Consider the following 18926-nt stretch of genomic DNA (forward strand, 5'->3'; position numbering starts at 1 on the left):
AGTACCAGTGCCCGAATACGAGGCGCCCAGACCAATGCCTGGAGCCAGGTCGGAACCCGAATGACAACTTTCATCACTTGAGAACCAAACACATGGGCATGTCGAACAAATGGATTGCGGGTATTGCTTTGAGCTGTGTATTTCAGGTCGGCTGTGTCTCGAAAGTCGCGCAGCAAGAGCAATACTCGGGCTTCCTGGGCAATTACCAGGGCCTGGAGGAGCAAACTACGCCGAGTGAGCAGAAAGTATTGCGCTGGGTATCGCCAGGGTTCGATCCTCGCGCGTACTCCACTGTGGTGTTCCGGCAGATGGAACTGTATCCATCGCCGCAGCCGACTGCACGCGTCAGCCTGAAGACCCTGCAAGACCTGCAATTGATGGCCAGCAACAGCGTCAAGACCGCCTTTGCCCGTCGCTATGCGATCGTCCCTTATCCGCAGCTGGCGCCGACCGATTCGCGGTCGCTGATCCTGCAAGCGGCGATCACTCACGTCAGCGCCAACAACGAAGGCATGCACTGGTATGAGGCTGTTCCAATCGGGGCCATTGTTGGGGCGACACAAGCAGCCACCGGGCATCGGGATCAGACCGCCGAGATGTACATCGAAGCCAACCTGATCGACGCCAAAACCGGTATGCCGGTCGCGAAGATCGTGCGCAAGGTATTCGGCGAGACCGTCAAGAATGCCGAGCAGCCGATTGTTGCCAATGACTTCAAGGTTGCACTCAAAGGCATGACAGACGATATGCAGGCCCTCCTCCTCAAGCGTTGACGCTCAGGTAAACCCCATCGCAAGCAGACCGGCATGGGGTTTCAAAGTAGCGCCACGCCGCGTTTCCCCTCTGACAAACCGTTAGCCGTGCCAACGCCTGACGTGAGGCTCAATGATGAAAATACTGGCTGAAACCTTAGCGGTCCTTATGGTGTTCTTGAGCACCTGTGCCTTGGCGATTCTTGTGATGCTCTTGAGCACCAGCGCCGAGGCGGCGACGGTGGTACCCCTCAAAGGCCAGACTTCCCAGACCATCCAGCAGGACACCAGTACCTGCCAGTCCCAGGCCAACGCGCAACATCCTTTACAAAGCACCGTGCCTTCCGGCGGTCGGGCCAAGGGTGCCGCAACCGCCGCGGTAGCCGGGGCGACCGCGGCAGAAGTTCGGGGCCGCCAACATGAAAACCTCTACGACCAGATCGACGACGATACCAAGCAAGACTATCGCCAGAACCGGGCACGCAGTGCCGCAGCTGCCGGCGCTGTCGTGGGGGGCTCCAGGCAACGTCAGGAGCGCAGGCAGAACCTGAGTGCGAGCGAACAAAGCATCACCGCCAACAACTCCGTCTACAGCAGTTGTCTGCAACAACGCGGTTACGATGTTTTGCCCTGATTGGCGGCGACGACCTGCAGCGGCTATCGACCTTCCTGGCCATGACTCAACGAACCAAACCGAATCGAATCGAACTTGAGGGCTCCACCGATGCGACTTGTATGTGTCCCTATCGTGATGCTCGCGTCCTGGCTTCTGGCCGGCTGTGTCTCCTCCGCGAACGACCCGACTTTAACTTTACAAACGGACAAATCGCCCGAGCAATATGTCGACTGCCTCGTACCGAAGTTAAAGGACAAAGAGATGAGCCCTGTCGTGTCAGGGAGCGAACGCAGCTACCGGGTTGTCGTTTCGAGCAAAGTTGCCGTAGACACTGTGCTGGAAACCCATAGGGCACAGGATGGAGGCAATGTGTACCTTTACGAGCGCCAATTGCTGGCCTCGACCTTCAAGCCATCGAGCTTCGAGCGTGCCGCTCAGGAATGCTTGTAGCGCCAGACAGCGACTTGCGTGCCCTTCTCCCCTCCAGACATCGCCTGCCCCCCCTCCAAAACAAAAAAAGCCCCGGGCCCTTCATGAAAGGACCCGGGGCAAAGCCGTTGAACGAGAGGTGAGGATCGCTCAAGCCCCGACGAGCAAACCATGAACGTGATTTGTGTCAACGCTCCTCGAGATCCATTTAAAGCGGTAACGACCCTGATTCAAAGCTAATAAGAATCAAAAATAATCTTTCACAAACATGGCGCACAAAAAACACAATCATTGAATTGTATCCTGATAGTTCAGGTTGCAATTGAGACCTGTCGCAACAGCGAAGTTAGTTCATCCAGGCGTGGCTCCGCGCAAACCCACCTGCCCGAGCTTGCAGTTTTCGGATAGCGCAGATAATTCATTCCAAGCATTATTCACGGTGTCCAAATCAAAAACCGTGGGTCATCCAGCAATGCTTTTCCCTTGTTTGATTCAACTGACACCTCTGACAGGCCGGGCTGTTTGCCGCACGGCACGCCTCTGAAACGAGCCAGTCCGGCATTGTAAATGCGACATACAGTGCACCTTCCGCCTGGCCTCATCTTCGTTCACTTCCCAGACCAGAATGTACCGAGCCAAATCCGGCCCCTATACTCAGGCCAGCACCGCCTGAACGGAAGATTTCTATGAGCTACACCTTCAAGTTGAAAAATGGCGCCGTGGCGGTATTCGACCCGGACAGCGCCATGCTTTCCATTACGACACCCCATGGAGATGTACAAAATTCCACGCTAGGTAGAGCTGAGTCGCGTCTGTTGGACCTGCTGCTCATGGAGCCAGGTGTCACTAAAAGCCGCGATGAAATCATCGACTACACCTGGAATGACCGCGTGGTTGCTTCCGGCAGTTTGAACCAAACGGTTTTCTCACTACGCAATATTCTCAATGACAGTCGGGATCACGAGATCCTGATGACTGTTCCTCGACGAGGATATTGCTTCAACCGGCAATGTGTCGTCGATGCAGAAGCAGATGTACCGGAACCCCGAGGGGAAACAGCGCAGCCACCCGTGCCCATCACTGAGCAACTACCGCCACCGGGTGGTGATGAACCGCTGGCACCTTCAGCTAAAACCATTAAATCCACCCGTATTACAAAGGCCCAACTGATCGCTTATGTCGTTACGCTGGCAGTCGTTGCCTTTACTATTTTTCAGTTCGACTTCGACGCGCCAAAAATTGAAATTTCCAGTGTCGACAAGAATGGGCTGGTCATACACGCCGTGGGCAGCGATCTTGCCGAGGCTCAAGCGCTGATGGATCTGTCGGTCAAACAAACTGAACAGCTACCGGCAAACCTGAAGGGCCAGGTCTGGATCAACCTGTATAAAGCCAATTATTCCGTTTCGTGCATTCGCCCGGATCTAAGCACTGCAAATCTGCAATTAAACAGCAGCGAAAGAGACCTCGCCTTGATGATTCGTCAATGTTTGGAAGTCACCCTATGAAGTTTGAAATTCCGCAAGCCGTTCACTGGCCGATCATAGCCTTGGTCAATGCACTGTGCATTTTCTCTCTTGCTTACTCTCCTTCGCACTACATGGAAAATACCAGTTATCAAACAAAAGCCCGACAATGGCTGGAAGACCTTGATCAACTGAACACCGAAGAGTACCTCACTATCGGGCATGGCCGACTCACTGGAACCACGCTGGAAAGCCTGAATGGAAAAATCCGCAATGCGACCATTTCAGCCAATATAATCGGCGAAAGCAAAACCCACGTCGAGATTAAAGTCAGCAACATCAAACTCAGCCAGGACAATGAACTTTTTGCCATTGAAAAGACCCCTGACCTGTTCTTCAGACGTCAATATGTCTTGCAAGAAGGCGCCATCCTAAACTACGAATTGATTCCGACGCCGGATAAAAACGCCGTGTGCTTTTACGTACATGAACTTGGCCGCTTGCGCTGCATGAACCATTAATCGGCCTCCCGAACTGACTCAACTCCCGCTTGGCACAGGTTCATCTCAAAGAGTTTTTCAAACAAAAATAACACTTATTGATTTGAATCAAACGCCTCTCCTGCGAAAAATCCCTCGCCGATAATCTTTGGAATCGAGCTTGCTTGATTCTCGTCCGGGACAATGCCCTATACAGGAGAATCAAGTGAAAGCCATGCATATCCTGCGAATCCATAAATCGACGACTTTCGGATTCCTGGCGGTTTTATTTTTCTCCGCCATGCCACTTTATTCGCTAGCGCACGACGAGCACTCCGTCGAAAGCACGACCATTGAATATTATGAAATTGAAACAAGCGCGGATGATCGCCAGAAACTATCGCATCTGAAAATTCATAGCGAGAATGAGTATCATGCGGACGAGCAGGACAGTGATTTTACTCTCCCTACCCCTTCACAAAGTGATACCGGCAGGCGTTACGCCAACTCGCGCATATTTTTTTGAGGTGCGTGGTGTTTTTCGGGGCAAGCGGTGATCGGCCCCTTCTGGCGACCTCGTAAATATGAGTTATTGACTTTGGCAGGCACCATCGAAGTGAGATTATTTGCAGCCCAAGTCGTGGCAGAGATGCAGCTGACATTCTGCTCTGCCTGAATAAACTGTTAATAAGGAAATCGCCTCGATGCTACTGAAAAACTTCGTCACCGTGTCGTTTGGTTTATTGCTTTCTCTCAAGGCCATGGCCGACGACAAGGGTGTCTACAGTGCCAAATTGACGAGTGTCGAAACCAACAAGAAGGTCCCAAGTGCAGTGAAAACCAGCTATCAGGTAAAAACCGGTTATCGTATTGACGACTTTTACTCCTTTACAGCTGCAGCCATTGACCCGATGAAACCCCAATCGCAGATCTTCAGTTCGAAAATTGACCCGCGCAACGTTCAACACATGGACGATTCACCGTTTGACAGCAAGTACGCATTTTCGGCGGAGCTGGAACTGATCCGGGGACTCTGACAACCCGTTCAAAGCCAATGGCAATGGGTCGATCTCACCGACCGACAGGACGCCGAATCGCGTACCTTCTCCATGACTGCCCGTCAGGCTTGACCCTAATCATTTAACAGATGAGCCTTCAATTTCATGAGTATCGCACCGCCCGACGAGATCTTTCATTTGTCTTCTGCCTTGCCGAGCCAACTGAATAGAACAATAGGCAATTGGGAAATGAGCCTTATCCCGATTGAGCATGAGGCGCGCATTCGGCAACACAAACTCTTTCACAGCCCCGAACTGCAGTGCAGTCGCCTTGAGTTCGACTCATCCGTGACCCTGGTCAGTTCTGTCCCTGCCGGATTCGTGACATTCGCCATCTCCCAGGCCCCGATTGGCCGCCCCGTTGTAAACAATCACAAATTACGGCCTGACGAAGTCATCGTATTGCACAGCGATGAATCGGTGCATTACACCTGCGAACCGAATGAAACACTTTTCACCATCACCACGACACTGGAGCACTATGACCGATGCCGCCAAGATCACTCTGTCATAGATATCCTTGCAAACCGGACAAACCACAGCTATCAGGCTGAAAACTTTCAATTCATTCAATCGGCCATTCAAGCCATCAGTGCTTGCTGTGTCAACATCAACGACGCTGCTTCAGCACAACGCAGCGCAGCAGAGGGCTCAGCGATTGAAAGTGCGGTACTTGCTTCTCTATTGCAGTCATTGACGCCCGCTGGCGGCTTCAGGCGCAAAGTCCCGACAAGAAGAAAGGTGGCGATCCAAGCCATACAGTACATCCATGAAAACACAAAAAAAACGCTCTCTATAAAAACGCTCGTAAGGCAACTTGAAACCACCACTCGCACCCTGCATTTTGGCTTTATTGAAACGTTCGGGATGTCGCCAATCGCGTACATCAGAAACTTGAGACTCGCCAGTGCCCGTCGCGACCTGATCAATAAAACATGGCCCACCGTGACAGAAACCGCAATGTTCTGGAACTTTCACCATCTGGGTCGGTTTTCCAAGGCGTATCAAATTGCTTACGGAGAGACTCCGTCAGAAACGGCCAGGCGTAACTCAGCCAAGCCCAGGAACACGACCTCATCCGTTTACAATCAGGTCGCTGGCGATAAGAATTATCGTTAACGGGCGTTTATCAATGCCCTGCAAATGATGATTAATAATTTCCTTTGTTTGACCACAGCTACCCACCATTGCTTATTTGCCCACTCAAGGAGATAAGCATGCAACATCGAATAAACACACTGCCGCTCACACAGAAAATCGCCCTGTGCATTGCCGTCTATGCAAGCGGCATCTTATTGGCCTGGGTCATTGACTGGTACTGAAGACGTTTAATCCGCGACTGCAAGGTGCACAGTGAAATATTGATACCTCGGGGTTTTTCGATGATTTCCGCATATAAAGCGTTACTTGGAAGGCAAGCAGTCACTGTATGCCTGATTGCTGCGACGGGCTGGGCCGCATGGTTCTGTGCTGGAGGACTGGCTGAGCAATTCATCGCACGGAAGTTGAATAACGTATATGCCGATCTGCGTGCTGCTCAGGTGGAGCCTAATGCGCAGATCGACAAAGTACTGGAAACCCTCGGCGATCTTGATCGTTCGGGTCAGGAATGCTCCGTCGAGCAATACTCACAACTGGCTGACCTGGTTAAAAACCTGCGATTTGTTGATCAAGCGGCAATCCAGTTGCCCAACGGCAAGATCTGTTCCTCCTACGGACAAGAACTCCAGTCGATACCAACCGGTAACGAGAAGCGTAAGTTCTCCGTTGGAAAACGAAGCTATTGGGTCGATTCCGCTCACGCAGTTTCTGCGGACAGCGACTTTATCATTGTGTCGGAACAGTCAACCTACGTCTGGGCAAACAAGAAGATCCTGCTCGACAATTTGAAGTTTCCCGAGGACCTGCAACTGGACCTCATCGGCCCCGGCGGCGCAGTGCCCATTGCCTCCACGGGCCCTCAGCCGCTGACGGTGCAGAAGCCGTTCCACCTTGAAGAACTGGTTACCTCGGTAGACAAGGTCCTGATCGCCTTTGCGGGCAACCGAAATGAATTGATCGCCGTCATTTCTCTTCCGTTGAGTTACCTGACAAGTCTCAAATTCAAATTATTCATTGGCCTTGTGTGCGTGTTCGCAGCGCTGCTCTTGCTCGCAAGGTGTGCCCAACGGTATTACACCTCTATCGCCGTACGGCTTCGTAATGCCATGAAAGCCAACACACTGGGTGTTCACTACCAGCCTATCGTTAACTTGACGACGGGCTATCTGGTTGGCGCCGAATCACTTTCTCACTGGAGCGACAACGGCACCCACGTGCCTGCGGATGTTTTCATTCCAGTGGTGCAGAAGTCTGGCTTGATCCGCGAACTTACGCGCTCGGTGATTCGACAAGTGGCGCAGGATTACAGCACCTACCTTTGGGCGTGCAAGGACTTCTACATTACGGTCAATCTTTGCGCCCAGGATATTCAGGACCCAACCCTTCCAGACTATGTGGCCGACCTGCTGGCAACCTACAACATGCCCGCGTCCGCCATGACTTTTGAAATCACCGAAAGGACCTTGCTCGATCAGAAGCCTGCCGCCATGCAATTGCGACGACTTCGTGCGTGTGGTCATCGCATTGCCGTGGACGACTTCGGTATCGGCTATTCCAACCTCTCGCTCCTGGATTCGGTGCCTTTCGACATTCTGAAAATAGATCGCTCATTCATCGCAGACGACAAGATCGCTGCCGAGGATGCCTTGTGGCGACACATTGCCCGGTTGGCCAAGTCGCTAAGACTCAAGGTCGTGGCCGAAGGTGTCGAGACTCAGGAGCAACTGCCGCATCTGGTTTCGGAGGGGGTTGTATTGGCGCAAGGCTGGTTGTTCTGCAAAGCGCTGCCTGTTCAAGCGCTGGCAAGACGCTACTTTCAATGCCCGGCAAACATCCCGCCGTACGACCCAAAAATATCAATCAATGACTTCTATTAACCCCTCATGGCCCCTCAAATGCTCGCCGAACCCTAACACCTGACAAACCTGTACAAGGACTCCACCACACATGCGACTTCGAAACCTTGGCTTCGCTTCACTGCTATCGTTGCTGTCTTTTCAAGCGCTCGCTGATGACAAAGGCTTATATCTTGGAGCTGGCGTAAGCAGCATTCAGACCGACGAATCCAGACTGGACGACGACGACACCAGCTACAAGGTTTATGCCGGGTATCGCGTCAACAGCTACCTGGCCTTCGAGGGGGCCTACGTCGATCTCGGTCAATTCAAGGACAAGGATGTCGATTTCGAAGGCAAATCGGCTCAGGCTGCCGCCCATGTCGGCTTTCCGCTGGGCGATCGGATGCGGGTATTCGGCAGTGTCGGTGCTCACGCCTGGGACGCCGACGGCAATGCCACCGACGACGATACCGGGGTTGACCTGACCTACGGTGTCGGCCTGGAGGTCGATGTCTTCCGCAACATCGGCCTGCGCGCTGAATACGAAGTTCTGGAGGTCGGAGAGATCAACCTGAATCAGACGACCGCATCCGCCTATATGCTTTTCTGACACCGCTACAACTGAGCGGCCTTGCGGTCGCTCAGCACTCGATCATGGTGCGAACTCCCTTTCAGGCGTAATCAGGACTCCTTCGGTTCTTGCGCGGGGGCCGGGTACCACTTGTCCCTGGGCACCCATTTCTCCTGTTGCGGATCGCCCAGATAGTGCGGCGACATGATCTGCACGCCGTACTCGTTGAACACATCCTGGATGTTGGCGTGCAGCATGCTCAGCAGCACGGCGCGCGGCCGAGGCTGACTGGGAATGGCCTGGGCCACCAGCCGGTATTCCGGGTAGAAGTCCGACAATGCCGTCTGGAACACCTGGGCCGGCGGCACTTCGAGAACCCCCGGCGTGCGTCTTGCGGCCTCCAGCAACATCGCCTCCACCTGCCGCCACGGCGTGTCGTAGCCGATGGTCACGACGGTGTCGACCACGTAGCCGGGGCCTTGTACCACCCGCGAGTAGTTCTTGGTGACGGTGCCGGTGATCATCGAGTTGGGCAGGGTCAGCACCTCTCCCAGGCCGGTGCGAATGCTGGTGGTAAACATACCCAGTTCGGTCACCGTGCCTTCGTAGTCGCCAATGCGCACGAATTCGCCGGGGCGCAGGGTTCGGGTGTAGGTCAGGATCAACCCCGCCGCCGCCTGGCCCACCACGCTGGTGGCGCCCAGGGAAATCATCAGGCCGATCAACACCGACAAGCCTTTGAATGCATCCGTGCCGGCACCCGGCAGGTACGGATAGGCCATGGCCAGGGCAAACAGCCAGATCGCCAGGGACGTCAGGCGTTGGGTCGGTTGCAGGGTTTCATGGTTCAGCCAGCTCAGGGTTCCCGGTACAGCCATGCGCCGCAGTATCCGCCGCATGAATGCGGTTGCACCGCGGGCGATAAAGAAGATCGCCAGCGCCACGCCCAGCCCGGGTATGGCACCGACGATCCCCTGCAGCAGATAACCGCCGAGCTCCAGCAGATAGTTGTTGAGGCTTTCACCCCAGGGACGGGTATAGGGAAAGCGCGACAGGACAAAGCCCAGCCATTCGTACGTCAGCAGCAACACGACGATCCAGCGCACCAGTTCGAGCAGGCGGCTGGCTAGCGGATACAGGTAATTGGCGTCGACCAGCGGAACCTTTCCGACTTTCAGGGCCTGGGTGTGCCGATGCATCAGTTCGGGCAATTTCTTCAGCACTCTGCGCCGCAGGTACGACATGCCGAATAGCAGCCCGATGTAAACGCCGGTAGCAATCAACGCGGCGACTACAGAGCGCAGAATCAATTGCAGGCTGCGGGCTTCCCGGGTTTCGGCCACGACCTGGCGCAGCTTGCCAGCCGCGGCTTCGGCGGCCTGCTGTACCGAGTCGTATTCGGTCTCGTCGAAGTCCTTGGGCGAAACGATAAAGGCGCGCCGGCTACCCAGCAGCACCAAGTAGCTTTTCATGATCGGGTCGATGGTGACATTAAGGTCGTCCGTATCATCCAGCGCCTCAGCGATCACCGCTTTCGCCCGTTTGACCCGCGAGGCCGGGGCTTCACCGAGGATGGTCGCGCGAAACACCATGATGCTGCGGTTGGCCACTTTCAATTCAACGGGAGCATCGACCACCTTCGGTGCGTCTTCGGCCCACAATTGCACCGACCAAAACATACCGAAAACAGTAATCATTACAGCGAGCAGCCTGCTCCGCATGTGTCGGATCCTTACGTCACGAAATTCAGATCGAGGGTACGTATCGCAGCGTAGTTCACCGATGAACGGTTGTCAGATTGGAGCTACAGGCAGTTTCTTTCCCGTCTGTTTCCTTGAAACAGCGAGCTCGAGGATCCTGTAGGAGCGAGCTTGCTCGCGATAAACCGGAGAGCACCGCGGGGCACCTGCCAACCAGCGTTATCGTTGACGACCATCGCGAGCAAGCTCGCTCCTACAGTGTGATCTGTACCTGACTCAAGGATTGACCTGATAACCCTTGCCCTGCAAACAGCTGGTGTAAGCCGTCGTGGTGTTCGCCTGCGTGGTTTTCGATTGCTCCCGGCGCTCCTGACGCTGGCGCGAACCACCGACGACCATACCGGCCGCGGCAGTTTCCTTGGCGCGATCCTGGCGGACGTTCTGTTTCACGTCACTGTCGACACGATCATCAAACGCTTCGTGCTGATTACTGCGCACACCAGACGCCACGGCGCCGGCAGCAGCCCCCGCCGCCGCCCCTTTGACCCGCCCGCCCGATGGCGTCGAAGACGTCGATGCAGCCTGACTGTTGGCGATGCTCTGGCATTCGGACATATCTGCCTGGGTTTGTTGCGAACTTTGCCCTTTCATCGGCACCACCGATTGCGCCCATAGCGGGGCACTCAAAACCGACAAGGCGAGACACAGACTGATGGGTGACAATTTTTTCATGATGACCTCCGGATGAACGTGGTTCACCCCCAACAGGAGTTTAGATCAGCCCCCGTCAGCCACCCGGTTACTGACCGGCGGTGGGCTCGATCTCCATGACCAGTCGGTCGTCGGCCCAACGCACCGGCACGGCCTCCAGTTGCGCGCCTTTACACGGGCCGTCGATGCAGTGCCCGTCGTCATAACGAAACATCGCGCTGTGATGGGCGCACATCAGGACCTTGCCGCCATAAGTGCAGAACTGCTGCGGATTGAAGTCCAGCGGCACCGAGAAATGCGGGCAGCGGTTGACGTACACCCACACCTGTTCGCCCTGACGCACCGCAACCAGCCCGGCAGGATGCAATTGCTGGTGCTGCGGCAATCCCAACGCCCCGCCGTCGGCAATGTCGTCGAGTCGGCACAAGGTAATGCCGGTCATGGAAAACCACGCAGTTCAGGGTTGCCCAGGCTCCAGTGCCATGGGCGAATCTGAATGCTGGCGAACAGGCCCGCCTGCACGTAGGGGTCGTCCTGCATGAACGCTTCCACCTCCGGCAGGCTGCCCGCCTCGATGACCAGCAACGTGCCAGTCATCGCCGCGCCGGCATCGTCAAGGATCGGGCCGCCGAGGCGCACGACGACCCGATGGTCCCCAGTGGCACGCAAATGCGCCTGGTGACTGGGCCGCAGACGCTGGCGCAGCGCCTGACTGTCCGAATGATCAGTGGCAAATACCGCAAAGAACTGGCCCATGATTCACGCGGATTCCATGACAAATTCATAACACGCACGTTTGAACGGCACTTCCATGCCTAGCCTGGCGGACACATCGTCGTGGGTGCTCAGGTCTTCATAGATCACCTGCAACGACTGTTTCACCCCGAACACGGCGTCGGACGCCAGGTACGGATCATCGTGATTGAACAGGTGCGTGACCAGTTTGCGATAGCCCGGTGCATCAATCATGAAATGCAGGTGCGCTGGCCGCCATGCATGGCGGTTGGCAGCGTCGAGCATGCGCCCCACCGGGCCATCGGTCGGTATCGGGTAAGCCACCGGGACAATGGTGCGAATCGCGAAGCAGCCATCTGCGTCGGTGCGATAGCGCCCGCGCAAGTTGCCGAAAGGCTGTTCGGTGTCCTGGCCGGAATACATGCCGTTTTCAGCGGTCTGCCAGACGTCCAGCACCGCACCGGCCAGTGCATTGCCGTGAATATCGACCACGCGCCCGCGCACCAGCGCCGTCTCGCCGGCGGTGAAAGCCATGTTTTCGCCGAATTCGCGATCCGGCATGCCATCGATATAAAACGGCCCGAACACCGTGGTCTCGGTCGCCATCGCGCTGTGCCGATGGTTGATCGCATCGACCAGCATCGAAACGCCAAGGGTGTCCGACAGCAGAATGAATTCCTGGCGCACCAGGCCATCGCATTTGTGCCCGGTGTCGGTCAGGAAACCAATGCCTTCGAACCACTCCTGTTCAGTCAATTCAACCTCGCTGACAAACGCATGCAGATGGCGCACCAGGCTTTGCATGATCTGTCTGTAACGCGCGTTGGGCGCGTCGTTGAAGCTGTTCACTGCCTGTTGGGAGATCAGTGACTCCATGGCTTTGTCTTGATCGGTCATTGTTGTTATTCCGACGAGGATAAGAGTGGCTGGCAGATCAGGCTGGGGCCTGACCTGTCAGAGCCCGGTTCAACAACGCCTCAATCGGGCCTTGTTCAAACGGCCGCGGATTGTAGTAAGGGCTGGCGCAGGCGATTTGCGCGGCTTCGGCCGGGCCGTTTGCCGGGAAGCCGATGTCTGCCAGGGCCAGTGGAATGCCCAGCTTCTGGTTCAGTGCGTACAGCAAGGCACCGACCTCGCTCGCCTCGCTTCCACCCAATGCCCGTGCAGCCCGCTGCAATGGCCCCGCCGCCGCTTCGCGGTTGTAATGCGCGGCGTGGGGCAAGACGATGGCGTGCGCCTGAGCATGGGGCAGATTGAACGTGCCGCCCAAGGTGTGGCAGAGCTTGTGGTGCAAGGCCATGCCGACCGAGCCCAGGCAAATGCCCGCCAGCCACGCGCCATACAACGCCTGGCTGCGCGCCTCGGGGTCATCGGGATGGTGGACCACGCCCGGCAAGGCCTGCGCCAGCGAGCGAATCGACTCTTCGGCCATGAAACCAATGATCGGGTTGGTGTCCTGGGCGTACAGCGCCTCGACTGCGTGGGCCATGGCGTTCATGCCCGAGCACGCGGAGATTTGCGATGGCAGGGTCAAGGTCAATTGCGGGTCGTAAATCACGGTCTTGGGCAAAACCCGGATATCACGCCCGGTTTTTTTCAGGCGGTTTTCGGTCAAGCCATAGATCGGCGTCATCTCGGAACCGGCATAGGTGGTCGGCACCGCCACGATGGGCAGGCCGGAATCCATCGCAATCGCCTTGCCCAGGCCGATGGTCGAGCCACCGCCGATGGCCACGCAGCAATCGGCGTCCAACCGTGCCGCCTCAAGGCGCGCCGCTTGCGCCACCTCCAGCGGAACGTGCATCACGGCCTTAGAATAAACGCCGGCGGCACGATCACCGAGCAATGCGGCGACCTGTTCACCGAGCCCATGCTGTTCCGGTGTGGTGAGGATCAGCGCACGCCGGGCGCCCAGCCGCTCGATTTCTTCCGCCAGCGCCGATAGCTTGCCCCAGCCGAACACCACACGGGTCGGCAGGCTTTGGTAAACAAAAGGATTCATGGCTGGCCTCAGCGCTTGTAATACGCAGGAATGTTGGCGTCGACGTTGACCCAGACCGAACGGGCTTCGGTGTAATCGTGGATCGCTTCGAAACCCATTTCCCGGCCATAGCCGGACTGACCGACACCGCCAAACGGACTGCCCGGGTTGACCCGTTTGTAGCAGTTGATCCAGCACATGCCGGCGTGAATCGCGTCAGCCATTTTGTGCGCGCGGCTCAGGTTCTGCGTCCACAGGCCACTGCCCAGTCCGTATTCGGAGTCGTTGGCGATGGCCAGGGCTTCTTCGTCGGTGCCAAAGCGCACCACAGTCACGAACGGGCCGAACACTTCTTCCCGGCAAACGCGGTCACCGGGCTTGGCCTCGACCACCGTCGGCTCGATGTAAAATCCATTGGCCAACGCCCGGTCGTCCGGTGCCTTGCCGCCGGCGAGAACCTTGCCGCCCTGCTCGATGGCGATGTCGATATACGTCATCACCCGGTCGCGGTGCAGCGCCGAAGTCAGCGGGCCCATTTCGGTGTCCGGGTCCAACGGGTCGCCCAATCGGATAGATTTGGCCAGGGCGATGAAGCGTTCAAGGAATTGGTCGGCGATGTCTTTGTGCAGAATCAGCCGCGAGCCGGCGATGCAGGCCTGGCCCTGGTTGTGAAAGATCGCCCAGGCCGCGCCGTTGACCGCTGCGTCCAGGTTGGCGTCCTCGAACACGATATTGGCGCCCTTGCCGCCCAGTTCCAGCTGAATGCGCTTGAGGTTGCTTTGGGAGGCTTCGACAATCCGGCGCCCGGTGGCGGTCGAACCGGTAAAGGCAATCTTGCCCACATCGAGGTGTTCGGCCAGCGCTTGCCCGGCGGTATGGCCGTAGCCCGGCACCACATTGACCACACCTTTGGGGAAGCCGACTTCGGTCATCAACTCGACAATGCGCAAGGTCGACAACGGGGTGATTTCCGAAGGCTTGATCACGATGGTGTTGCCCGCTGCCAGCGCCGGACCCATTTTCCAGCTGGTGAACATCAGCGGGAAGTTCCACGGCACGATCTGCCCCACCACGCCAATCGGCTTGCGTTGCACATAGTTGAGGAAACCCGCTTCGACCGGAATCACCGAACCTTCGATCTTGTCGGCCATGCCGCCAAAATAACGGAAGCACGCCGCCGTGCGCGGCACGTCGAGACCACGGGAGTCGCGGATCGGGTGCCCGGTATTGAGGGATTCGAGCTGCGCCAGTTCTTCGCCGCACTCCTCGATCTTGTCTGCCAGTTTAAGCAACAGGCGTCCGCGTTCGGCGGCGCCCAAGGCAGACCAGGCCGGGAACGCACGTTTGGCGGCGGCGACAGCGAGGTCGATGTCAGCGGCTTCGGCGGCAGCGATGCGGGTGATCAAAGAACCGTCGTGGGGCGATACCACGTCAATGGTGCCGCCAGCGACCGCGTCCACGAAACGGCCATCGATATAGAGCTGATTTTGCATAATGGTTTCCTCGCACCGCGCGGCTGGCGCAGTGTTTGACGAAGTGATTCTTGAGCGCATTGCCCGGCGCGATGCCGGGCCGGACACGAAGTCCTAGAACTCGATCGGATACGGCTTGAGCTCGCCGCTTTCGTAGCGTTGCGGCAGGTTCGGCGTGGCGTTTTCCCAGACCATCAGCATCGAGCGCTTGGTCGAGTAACCCTGGTGACGGATGTCGGCGGGCATGGCGCAGATGTCGCCGGCACGCATGGTGATGCGCGCACGGGGATTGCCATCGTCCTTGTCGCCGACGTCCCAGATGATCTCGTCGGACATCTGCAAGAACCACTCGATACGGTCGTTGCCGTGGAACACCGGCAGGATGAATTCCTCGGTGGTCGGGCAGAACAGGCTGGCCTTGCATACCGAGGTCACCGACGGGTTCCAGGTCACGTCGGAGCGCGACAGGTACTTGAACAGGTTGAAGGCATGCAGTTCATCTTCGAAGCCTTCGGCGGCGTAGACTTCAGGTTCGTCCTGCGGCACGTCGATGAACTGGCGGTTGACCGGCAGGTCGTCACGCAGCGGCGAGTCATCCTTCAGGCCCGGCATGCGTTTGGTGGCGATGCGGGAGCGCTCGATGGCTTCGATGTTGTTGCCGTTCTTGCGACCGAATGCGCTACCGGTTTCTTCCGGGGCGGCGAAGGGGTCGAAGGTGGCGTTGGTCCAGTCGCGCAGGATGGCCTTGAAGGTGGCCATGATCAGCGGCGTTTCGAAGTTTTCGGTGTAATTGACCCCGGCCGCCTTGAGCGTGCCGTTGAAGGTGCCGGCGTACAGGTCGACCTTGCCGTAGTAATTGCGGGTGCCGATGACGTGGTCAAAGTTGACCCAGCCGTAGAAAAAGCCCCAGGCCACGTCGCGCATCATGGCGCGCAGGAAAGCATCGACCGGAATCAGGTGCGAGCGGGTCTGGCCTTTGGCCGGCCAGGTGATGCGAGCGAAATATTCGTCACGCGACAGTTCGAAGGCGCCGAGTTTGAATGAGCAGTAGCCGGTGACGGCGTGGGGGGCGCTGGCCTGGACTTCATCGTCGGCAATATGTGCGGTGTCGGCAGCGGTTTCAAGCATGGCCATGGCGGGATTCCTCTTGTTCTTTTGGATTGGGCGGTCAGATACGGCAGATCACTTGAAGCAGATGTCTGCCCATTTCTCGATCGACAACGGGCCTTTGATGGTCTGCTGCAGAATCACGCCCGGGCGGCTGGCTTCGAAGCGATAGGCGCTGCCGAGCGGCAACAGGCACTGATGACCGCGCTTGAGCAACACGTAGCCCATCGGTTTGCCCGCCGGCATTTCACCGGCCAGGTGCGTGCCCTCGCCGGTTTTCAACGGCGCATCGAGCTTGAGGAAGTCCACGCGAACTTCACCGTCCATGACAATGGCGAACTCGTCGTGCGCGGCGGTGTACCAGGGCGACTGGCCTTCGGCGCGCAGGGTTTCGACGACGAAGCCGAGGTTGAAACCGACCACGACCTTTTCATAAGGGCTGGAATGATCGGCCACTTCGAAAATGTTGGAAAAGGCGTAGTGGCTGGCCTGGCCGCTGATGATTTCCACCGAGCCTTTGGTGTAGTTGTCCAGCGAGCCGAAGACCGTTTCGATTGCAGCGCTACTCATGGTTTTCACCGTTTTGTTGTTGTAGTAACAGTGAGCCAACAGTACGTCGCACCCGCTCTGCGAACAATTAGAGGACCGGCGACAACAGTGTTTGCGAAACGCAAACACTGTAGGAGTGAGCTTGCTCGCGAAAAAATCAGGCACACCGCGTTTAATCAGAATACCCGCGTTATCGTTGACAGGCGGGCCATGTACCGCTCAGCGCACCCAGCCACGCTCAAGCAAGGGCTTGTCCCAGCATGGCTCATCGCCGAAGTTGTCCACCAGAAAGTCGATCAACGTACGCACTTTCAAGGCCCGGCGCTGGGTGGCGGGATACACCGCCGAGAAGTTGAAAGAGGACAACGCATACTCCGGCAACACCGGAATCAGCCGGCCGCTGAGCAAGTCATCGCTGGCCACCAGGGTCGGCAGGCAGACAATGCACACACCGGTCTGCGCGTAATCGCGCAGCAAATGCACGGAGTTGGAGCGCACCTGGCCCGGCAGGCTCAGTTCCACTTGCTCGTCGTCACGGGTGAAGATCCAGCGGTTGCGCGACGGATAGCCTTCGTACAAGGCTATCTTGTGTTGCAACAACTCCTGGGGATGGCTGGGCACGCCGAACTCGTCGGCGTAATCAGGCGACATGCAGAACAATCGGCGCACGCTGAACAGCTTGCGCTCGATCAGGGTTTCGGCCATCGGCGGGAACATCTGGAACGCCACATCGAAGCCTTCTTCGATGGGGTCGACCACCCGGTCGTTGACGATCACGTCCACTTCGATGTCCGGGTACAACCGCGTGAACTCGGCCAGCATGCGGCCGAAGTGACCGATGGCGAACCCGGGCAACATCTGCACGCGCAATTTGCCGGTGGGTTTGGCCCGCAGCTCGCGCATGTGCTCGGTCAGCGAGTTGAAACCCGCAACCATGTCCGCACATTCCTTGTAGTAGGTCTCGCCTACTTCGGAGAGCCGCACATGACGGGTGCTGCGATGGAACAACGGTGCATTGATGAACTGTTCCAGTTGCTGGATGCGATGGGTGATCACCGAGCGGGTCACGCCCAGTTGCTGGGCCGCCTTGGCGAAGTTGCCGGTTTCGGCCACCCGCACAAAGGCTTCGACACTGAGTAAACGATCCATGGGCAGGTTCTCTGGATGCTTTTGTTCTTATAGGAACAGCGAGGTTAGCCTGTCGGCACCTCGCACTCCAGATCCCTGTGCCTGCCGTGTCCGGGCAGCAAGGGCACCGTAGATCCATTGTGGTGAGGGGGTTTACCCCCGTTGGGTCGCGTAGCGGCCCCAAACCCAGGCATTGCGGTATTTCAAACGTACCGCGTTGTCCGGGTTTACGACGGCTGCGCCGCCGAACGGGGGTAAACCCCCTCGCCACAGGTCGGTTGAACACCTGAATATCTGCGTCAACCATGCCTTGCCGCCTTCAACCATCAAACCAGGGATCAGCGATTGAGCCACGGGTAGCGCGCAGCGTCCTTGTTGCCGTAGTCAGGGTCCAGGTAGATGAAGCAGCGCTGGATCTTGAAGTCGCGAATTTCGAATACGTCAGCCCAATAACCGGCGCCCGCCGGGGTCGGTACACCGGCGCGCCACGGCCCGTCCACATGCTCGCCGAAACTGGTGCCTTCGCAGACGAGCGTGTCGCTGCCGGTGAGGATCCAGTTGAAGTGTGCGTAGTCGTGGGTGATCGATTTCAAGCGGCTACCCAGGTCCGTGAACATCTGGCCGATCTGTTCACGACCGGTGGCCAGCCCCCACTTCGGAAACAGTACCTGCGCGTCGTCGGCGAACAGGTCGAGAATGCTGCCACCGGTGGAGGTGATGCCGCCGTTGTCGAAGGCTTTGAGGTATTCAAGGGCAACGGATTTGCGTTGCTCGTCGGTCATCGTCAGGGTGCTGATCATGGCTGTCTCCGCAGTGCTTTTGGAATGAGGTAAAGGTGGCTGTCAGTGCAGCGACTTGATGTACGTGATGATCTTCTGGCGTTTGGCCGGGTCGCCCTGGGAATAGACCATGGCGCTGCCCGGCGCGACGGCCTGGGTATCGGTCAGCCAGGCTTCAAGCGTTTGCTCGTCCCAGACCTTGCCGGACATGGCTTTGCTGTAGCCGTCGCTGTAGGTGAAGTTCGACTCGCTGGCGGCCTTGCGACCGATCAGCCCGAACAGGTTCGGCCCCTGCCCCGGCGGCCCGCCCTTGTCGAAGGTGTGGCAGACCGCGCAATGGTTGGTCGCCAGTTTTTGCGCGAGTTCAAGATCGTCGGCCTGAGCAACGCCAGCCAGGCCGAAACTGGCTGCCAGCATCAACAATACCGGGGCTTTTCGCGGGAAATGACTCATA

The 18926-nt window shown here is 57.4% G+C and carries 22 protein-coding genes; 10 read left to right on the forward strand and 12 right to left on the reverse strand.

Going from position 1 to position 18926, the window contains the following annotated elements:
• Positions 1-92: 92 nt before the first annotated feature.
• From AC3ITY_RS17705 to AC3ITY_RS17750, 10 genes are all read left to right on the forward strand, one after another.
• Positions 93-773 carry a DUF3313 domain-containing protein gene (locus AC3ITY_RS17705; RefSeq protein ID WP_489304061.1) on the forward strand — a complete coding sequence of 227 codons (681 nt, stop codon included), beginning with the start codon at positions 93-95 and terminating at the stop codon, positions 771-773.
• A gap of 115 nt (positions 774-888) precedes the next feature.
• Positions 889-1386: a hypothetical protein gene (locus AC3ITY_RS17710; protein ID WP_489310915.1), complete on the forward strand. Its 498-nt coding sequence runs from the start codon at positions 889-891 to the stop codon at positions 1384-1386.
• A gap of 90 nt (positions 1387-1476) precedes the next feature.
• The gene (locus AC3ITY_RS17715) at positions 1477-1818 is read left to right on the forward strand and encodes a hypothetical protein (RefSeq protein ID WP_489304063.1); all 342 of its coding nucleotides are present in this window, start codon (positions 1477-1479) and stop codon (positions 1816-1818) included.
• A 665-nt stretch (positions 1819-2483) separates the two neighbouring features.
• On the forward strand, positions 2484-3305 hold the full coding sequence (locus AC3ITY_RS17720; protein ID WP_489304065.1) for a winged helix-turn-helix domain-containing protein: 822 nt from the start codon (positions 2484-2486) through the stop codon (positions 3303-3305).
• Entirely contained in the window at positions 3302-3784 is a 483-nt protein-coding gene (locus tag AC3ITY_RS17725) for a hypothetical protein (RefSeq protein ID WP_489304067.1), read from the forward strand. Before AC3ITY_RS17720 ends, AC3ITY_RS17725 begins: the two co-directional genes overlap by 4 nt.
• Positions 3785-3977: 193 nt before the next feature.
• Positions 3978-4268, forward strand: a complete 291-nt coding sequence (locus tag AC3ITY_RS17730; protein ID WP_489310917.1) for a hypothetical protein — start codon at positions 3978-3980, stop codon at positions 4266-4268.
• Positions 4269-4446: 178 nt separating this feature from the next.
• Positions 4447-4779, forward strand: a complete 333-nt coding sequence (locus tag AC3ITY_RS17735; protein WP_489304069.1) for a hypothetical protein — start codon at positions 4447-4449, stop codon at positions 4777-4779.
• A 126-nt stretch (positions 4780-4905) separates the two neighbouring features.
• Positions 4906-5919: a helix-turn-helix domain-containing protein gene (locus tag AC3ITY_RS17740; protein WP_489304071.1), complete on the forward strand. Its 1014-nt coding sequence runs from the start codon at positions 4906-4908 to the stop codon at positions 5917-5919.
• Between the two features lie 263 nt (positions 5920-6182).
• Positions 6183-7778, forward strand: coding sequence for an EAL domain-containing protein (locus AC3ITY_RS17745; RefSeq protein WP_489304073.1), 1596 nt, complete (start codon positions 6183-6185; stop codon positions 7776-7778).
• Between the two features lie 70 nt (positions 7779-7848).
• The gene (locus AC3ITY_RS17750; RefSeq protein WP_223455857.1) at positions 7849-8349 is read left to right on the forward strand and encodes an outer membrane beta-barrel protein; all 501 of its coding nucleotides are present in this window, start codon (positions 7849-7851) and stop codon (positions 8347-8349) included.
• A 71-nt stretch (positions 8350-8420) separates the two neighbouring features.
• Here AC3ITY_RS17750 and AC3ITY_RS17755 read toward each other — a convergent pair whose 3' ends face one another.
• The 12 genes from AC3ITY_RS17755 to AC3ITY_RS17810 form a co-directional block, all read right to left on the reverse strand.
• On the reverse strand, positions 8421-10031 hold the full coding sequence (locus AC3ITY_RS17755; protein ID WP_489304076.1) for a mechanosensitive ion channel family protein: 1611 nt from the start codon (positions 10029-10031) through the stop codon (positions 8421-8423).
• A 255-nt stretch (positions 10032-10286) separates the two neighbouring features.
• A complete protein-coding gene (locus AC3ITY_RS17760) occupies positions 10287-10742 on the reverse strand; it encodes a hypothetical protein (protein ID WP_489304078.1) in 456 nt (151 codons plus the stop codon).
• A gap of 67 nt (positions 10743-10809) precedes the next feature.
• A complete protein-coding gene (locus AC3ITY_RS17765) occupies positions 10810-11163 on the reverse strand; it encodes a Rieske (2Fe-2S) protein (protein ID WP_489304080.1) in 354 nt (117 codons plus the stop codon).
• Positions 11160-11477 carry a YciI family protein gene (locus tag AC3ITY_RS17770; protein ID WP_489304082.1) on the reverse strand — a complete coding sequence of 106 codons (318 nt, stop codon included), beginning with the start codon at positions 11475-11477 and terminating at the stop codon, positions 11160-11162. The genes AC3ITY_RS17765 and AC3ITY_RS17770 overlap by 4 nt, the downstream gene beginning before the upstream one ends.
• 3 nt (positions 11478-11480) lie before the next feature.
• Positions 11481-12353, reverse strand: a complete 873-nt coding sequence (locus AC3ITY_RS17775) for a dioxygenase family protein (RefSeq protein WP_489304084.1) — start codon at positions 12351-12353, stop codon at positions 11481-11483.
• Between the two features lie 37 nt (positions 12354-12390).
• Positions 12391-13458: a maleylacetate reductase gene (locus tag AC3ITY_RS17780; RefSeq protein WP_489304086.1), complete on the reverse strand. Its 1068-nt coding sequence runs from the start codon at positions 13456-13458 to the stop codon at positions 12391-12393.
• An 8-nt stretch (positions 13459-13466) separates the two neighbouring features.
• The gene (locus AC3ITY_RS17785) at positions 13467-14930 is read right to left on the reverse strand and encodes an aldehyde dehydrogenase family protein (protein WP_489304088.1); all 1464 of its coding nucleotides are present in this window, start codon (positions 14928-14930) and stop codon (positions 13467-13469) included.
• A 93-nt stretch (positions 14931-15023) separates the two neighbouring features.
• Positions 15024-16043 carry a hydroxyquinol 1,2-dioxygenase gene (locus tag AC3ITY_RS17790; protein WP_489304090.1) on the reverse strand — a complete coding sequence of 340 codons (1020 nt, stop codon included), beginning with the start codon at positions 16041-16043 and terminating at the stop codon, positions 15024-15026.
• A 48-nt stretch (positions 16044-16091) separates the two neighbouring features.
• A complete protein-coding gene (locus AC3ITY_RS17795) occupies positions 16092-16586 on the reverse strand; it encodes a cupin domain-containing protein (RefSeq protein ID WP_489304092.1) in 495 nt (164 codons plus the stop codon).
• A 198-nt stretch (positions 16587-16784) separates the two neighbouring features.
• Entirely contained in the window at positions 16785-17714 is a 930-nt protein-coding gene (locus AC3ITY_RS17800; RefSeq protein ID WP_477774376.1) for a LysR family transcriptional regulator, read from the reverse strand.
• A gap of 317 nt (positions 17715-18031) precedes the next feature.
• The gene (locus tag AC3ITY_RS17805) at positions 18032-18493 is read right to left on the reverse strand and encodes a nuclear transport factor 2 family protein (protein WP_489304095.1); all 462 of its coding nucleotides are present in this window, start codon (positions 18491-18493) and stop codon (positions 18032-18034) included.
• Between the two features lie 42 nt (positions 18494-18535).
• On the reverse strand, positions 18536-18925 hold the full coding sequence (locus tag AC3ITY_RS17810; protein ID WP_489304097.1) for a c-type cytochrome: 390 nt from the start codon (positions 18923-18925) through the stop codon (positions 18536-18538).
• Between the last annotated feature and the right edge of the window lies 1 nt (position 18926).

The organism is Pseudomonas sp. GL_091 (assembly GCF_057837725.1).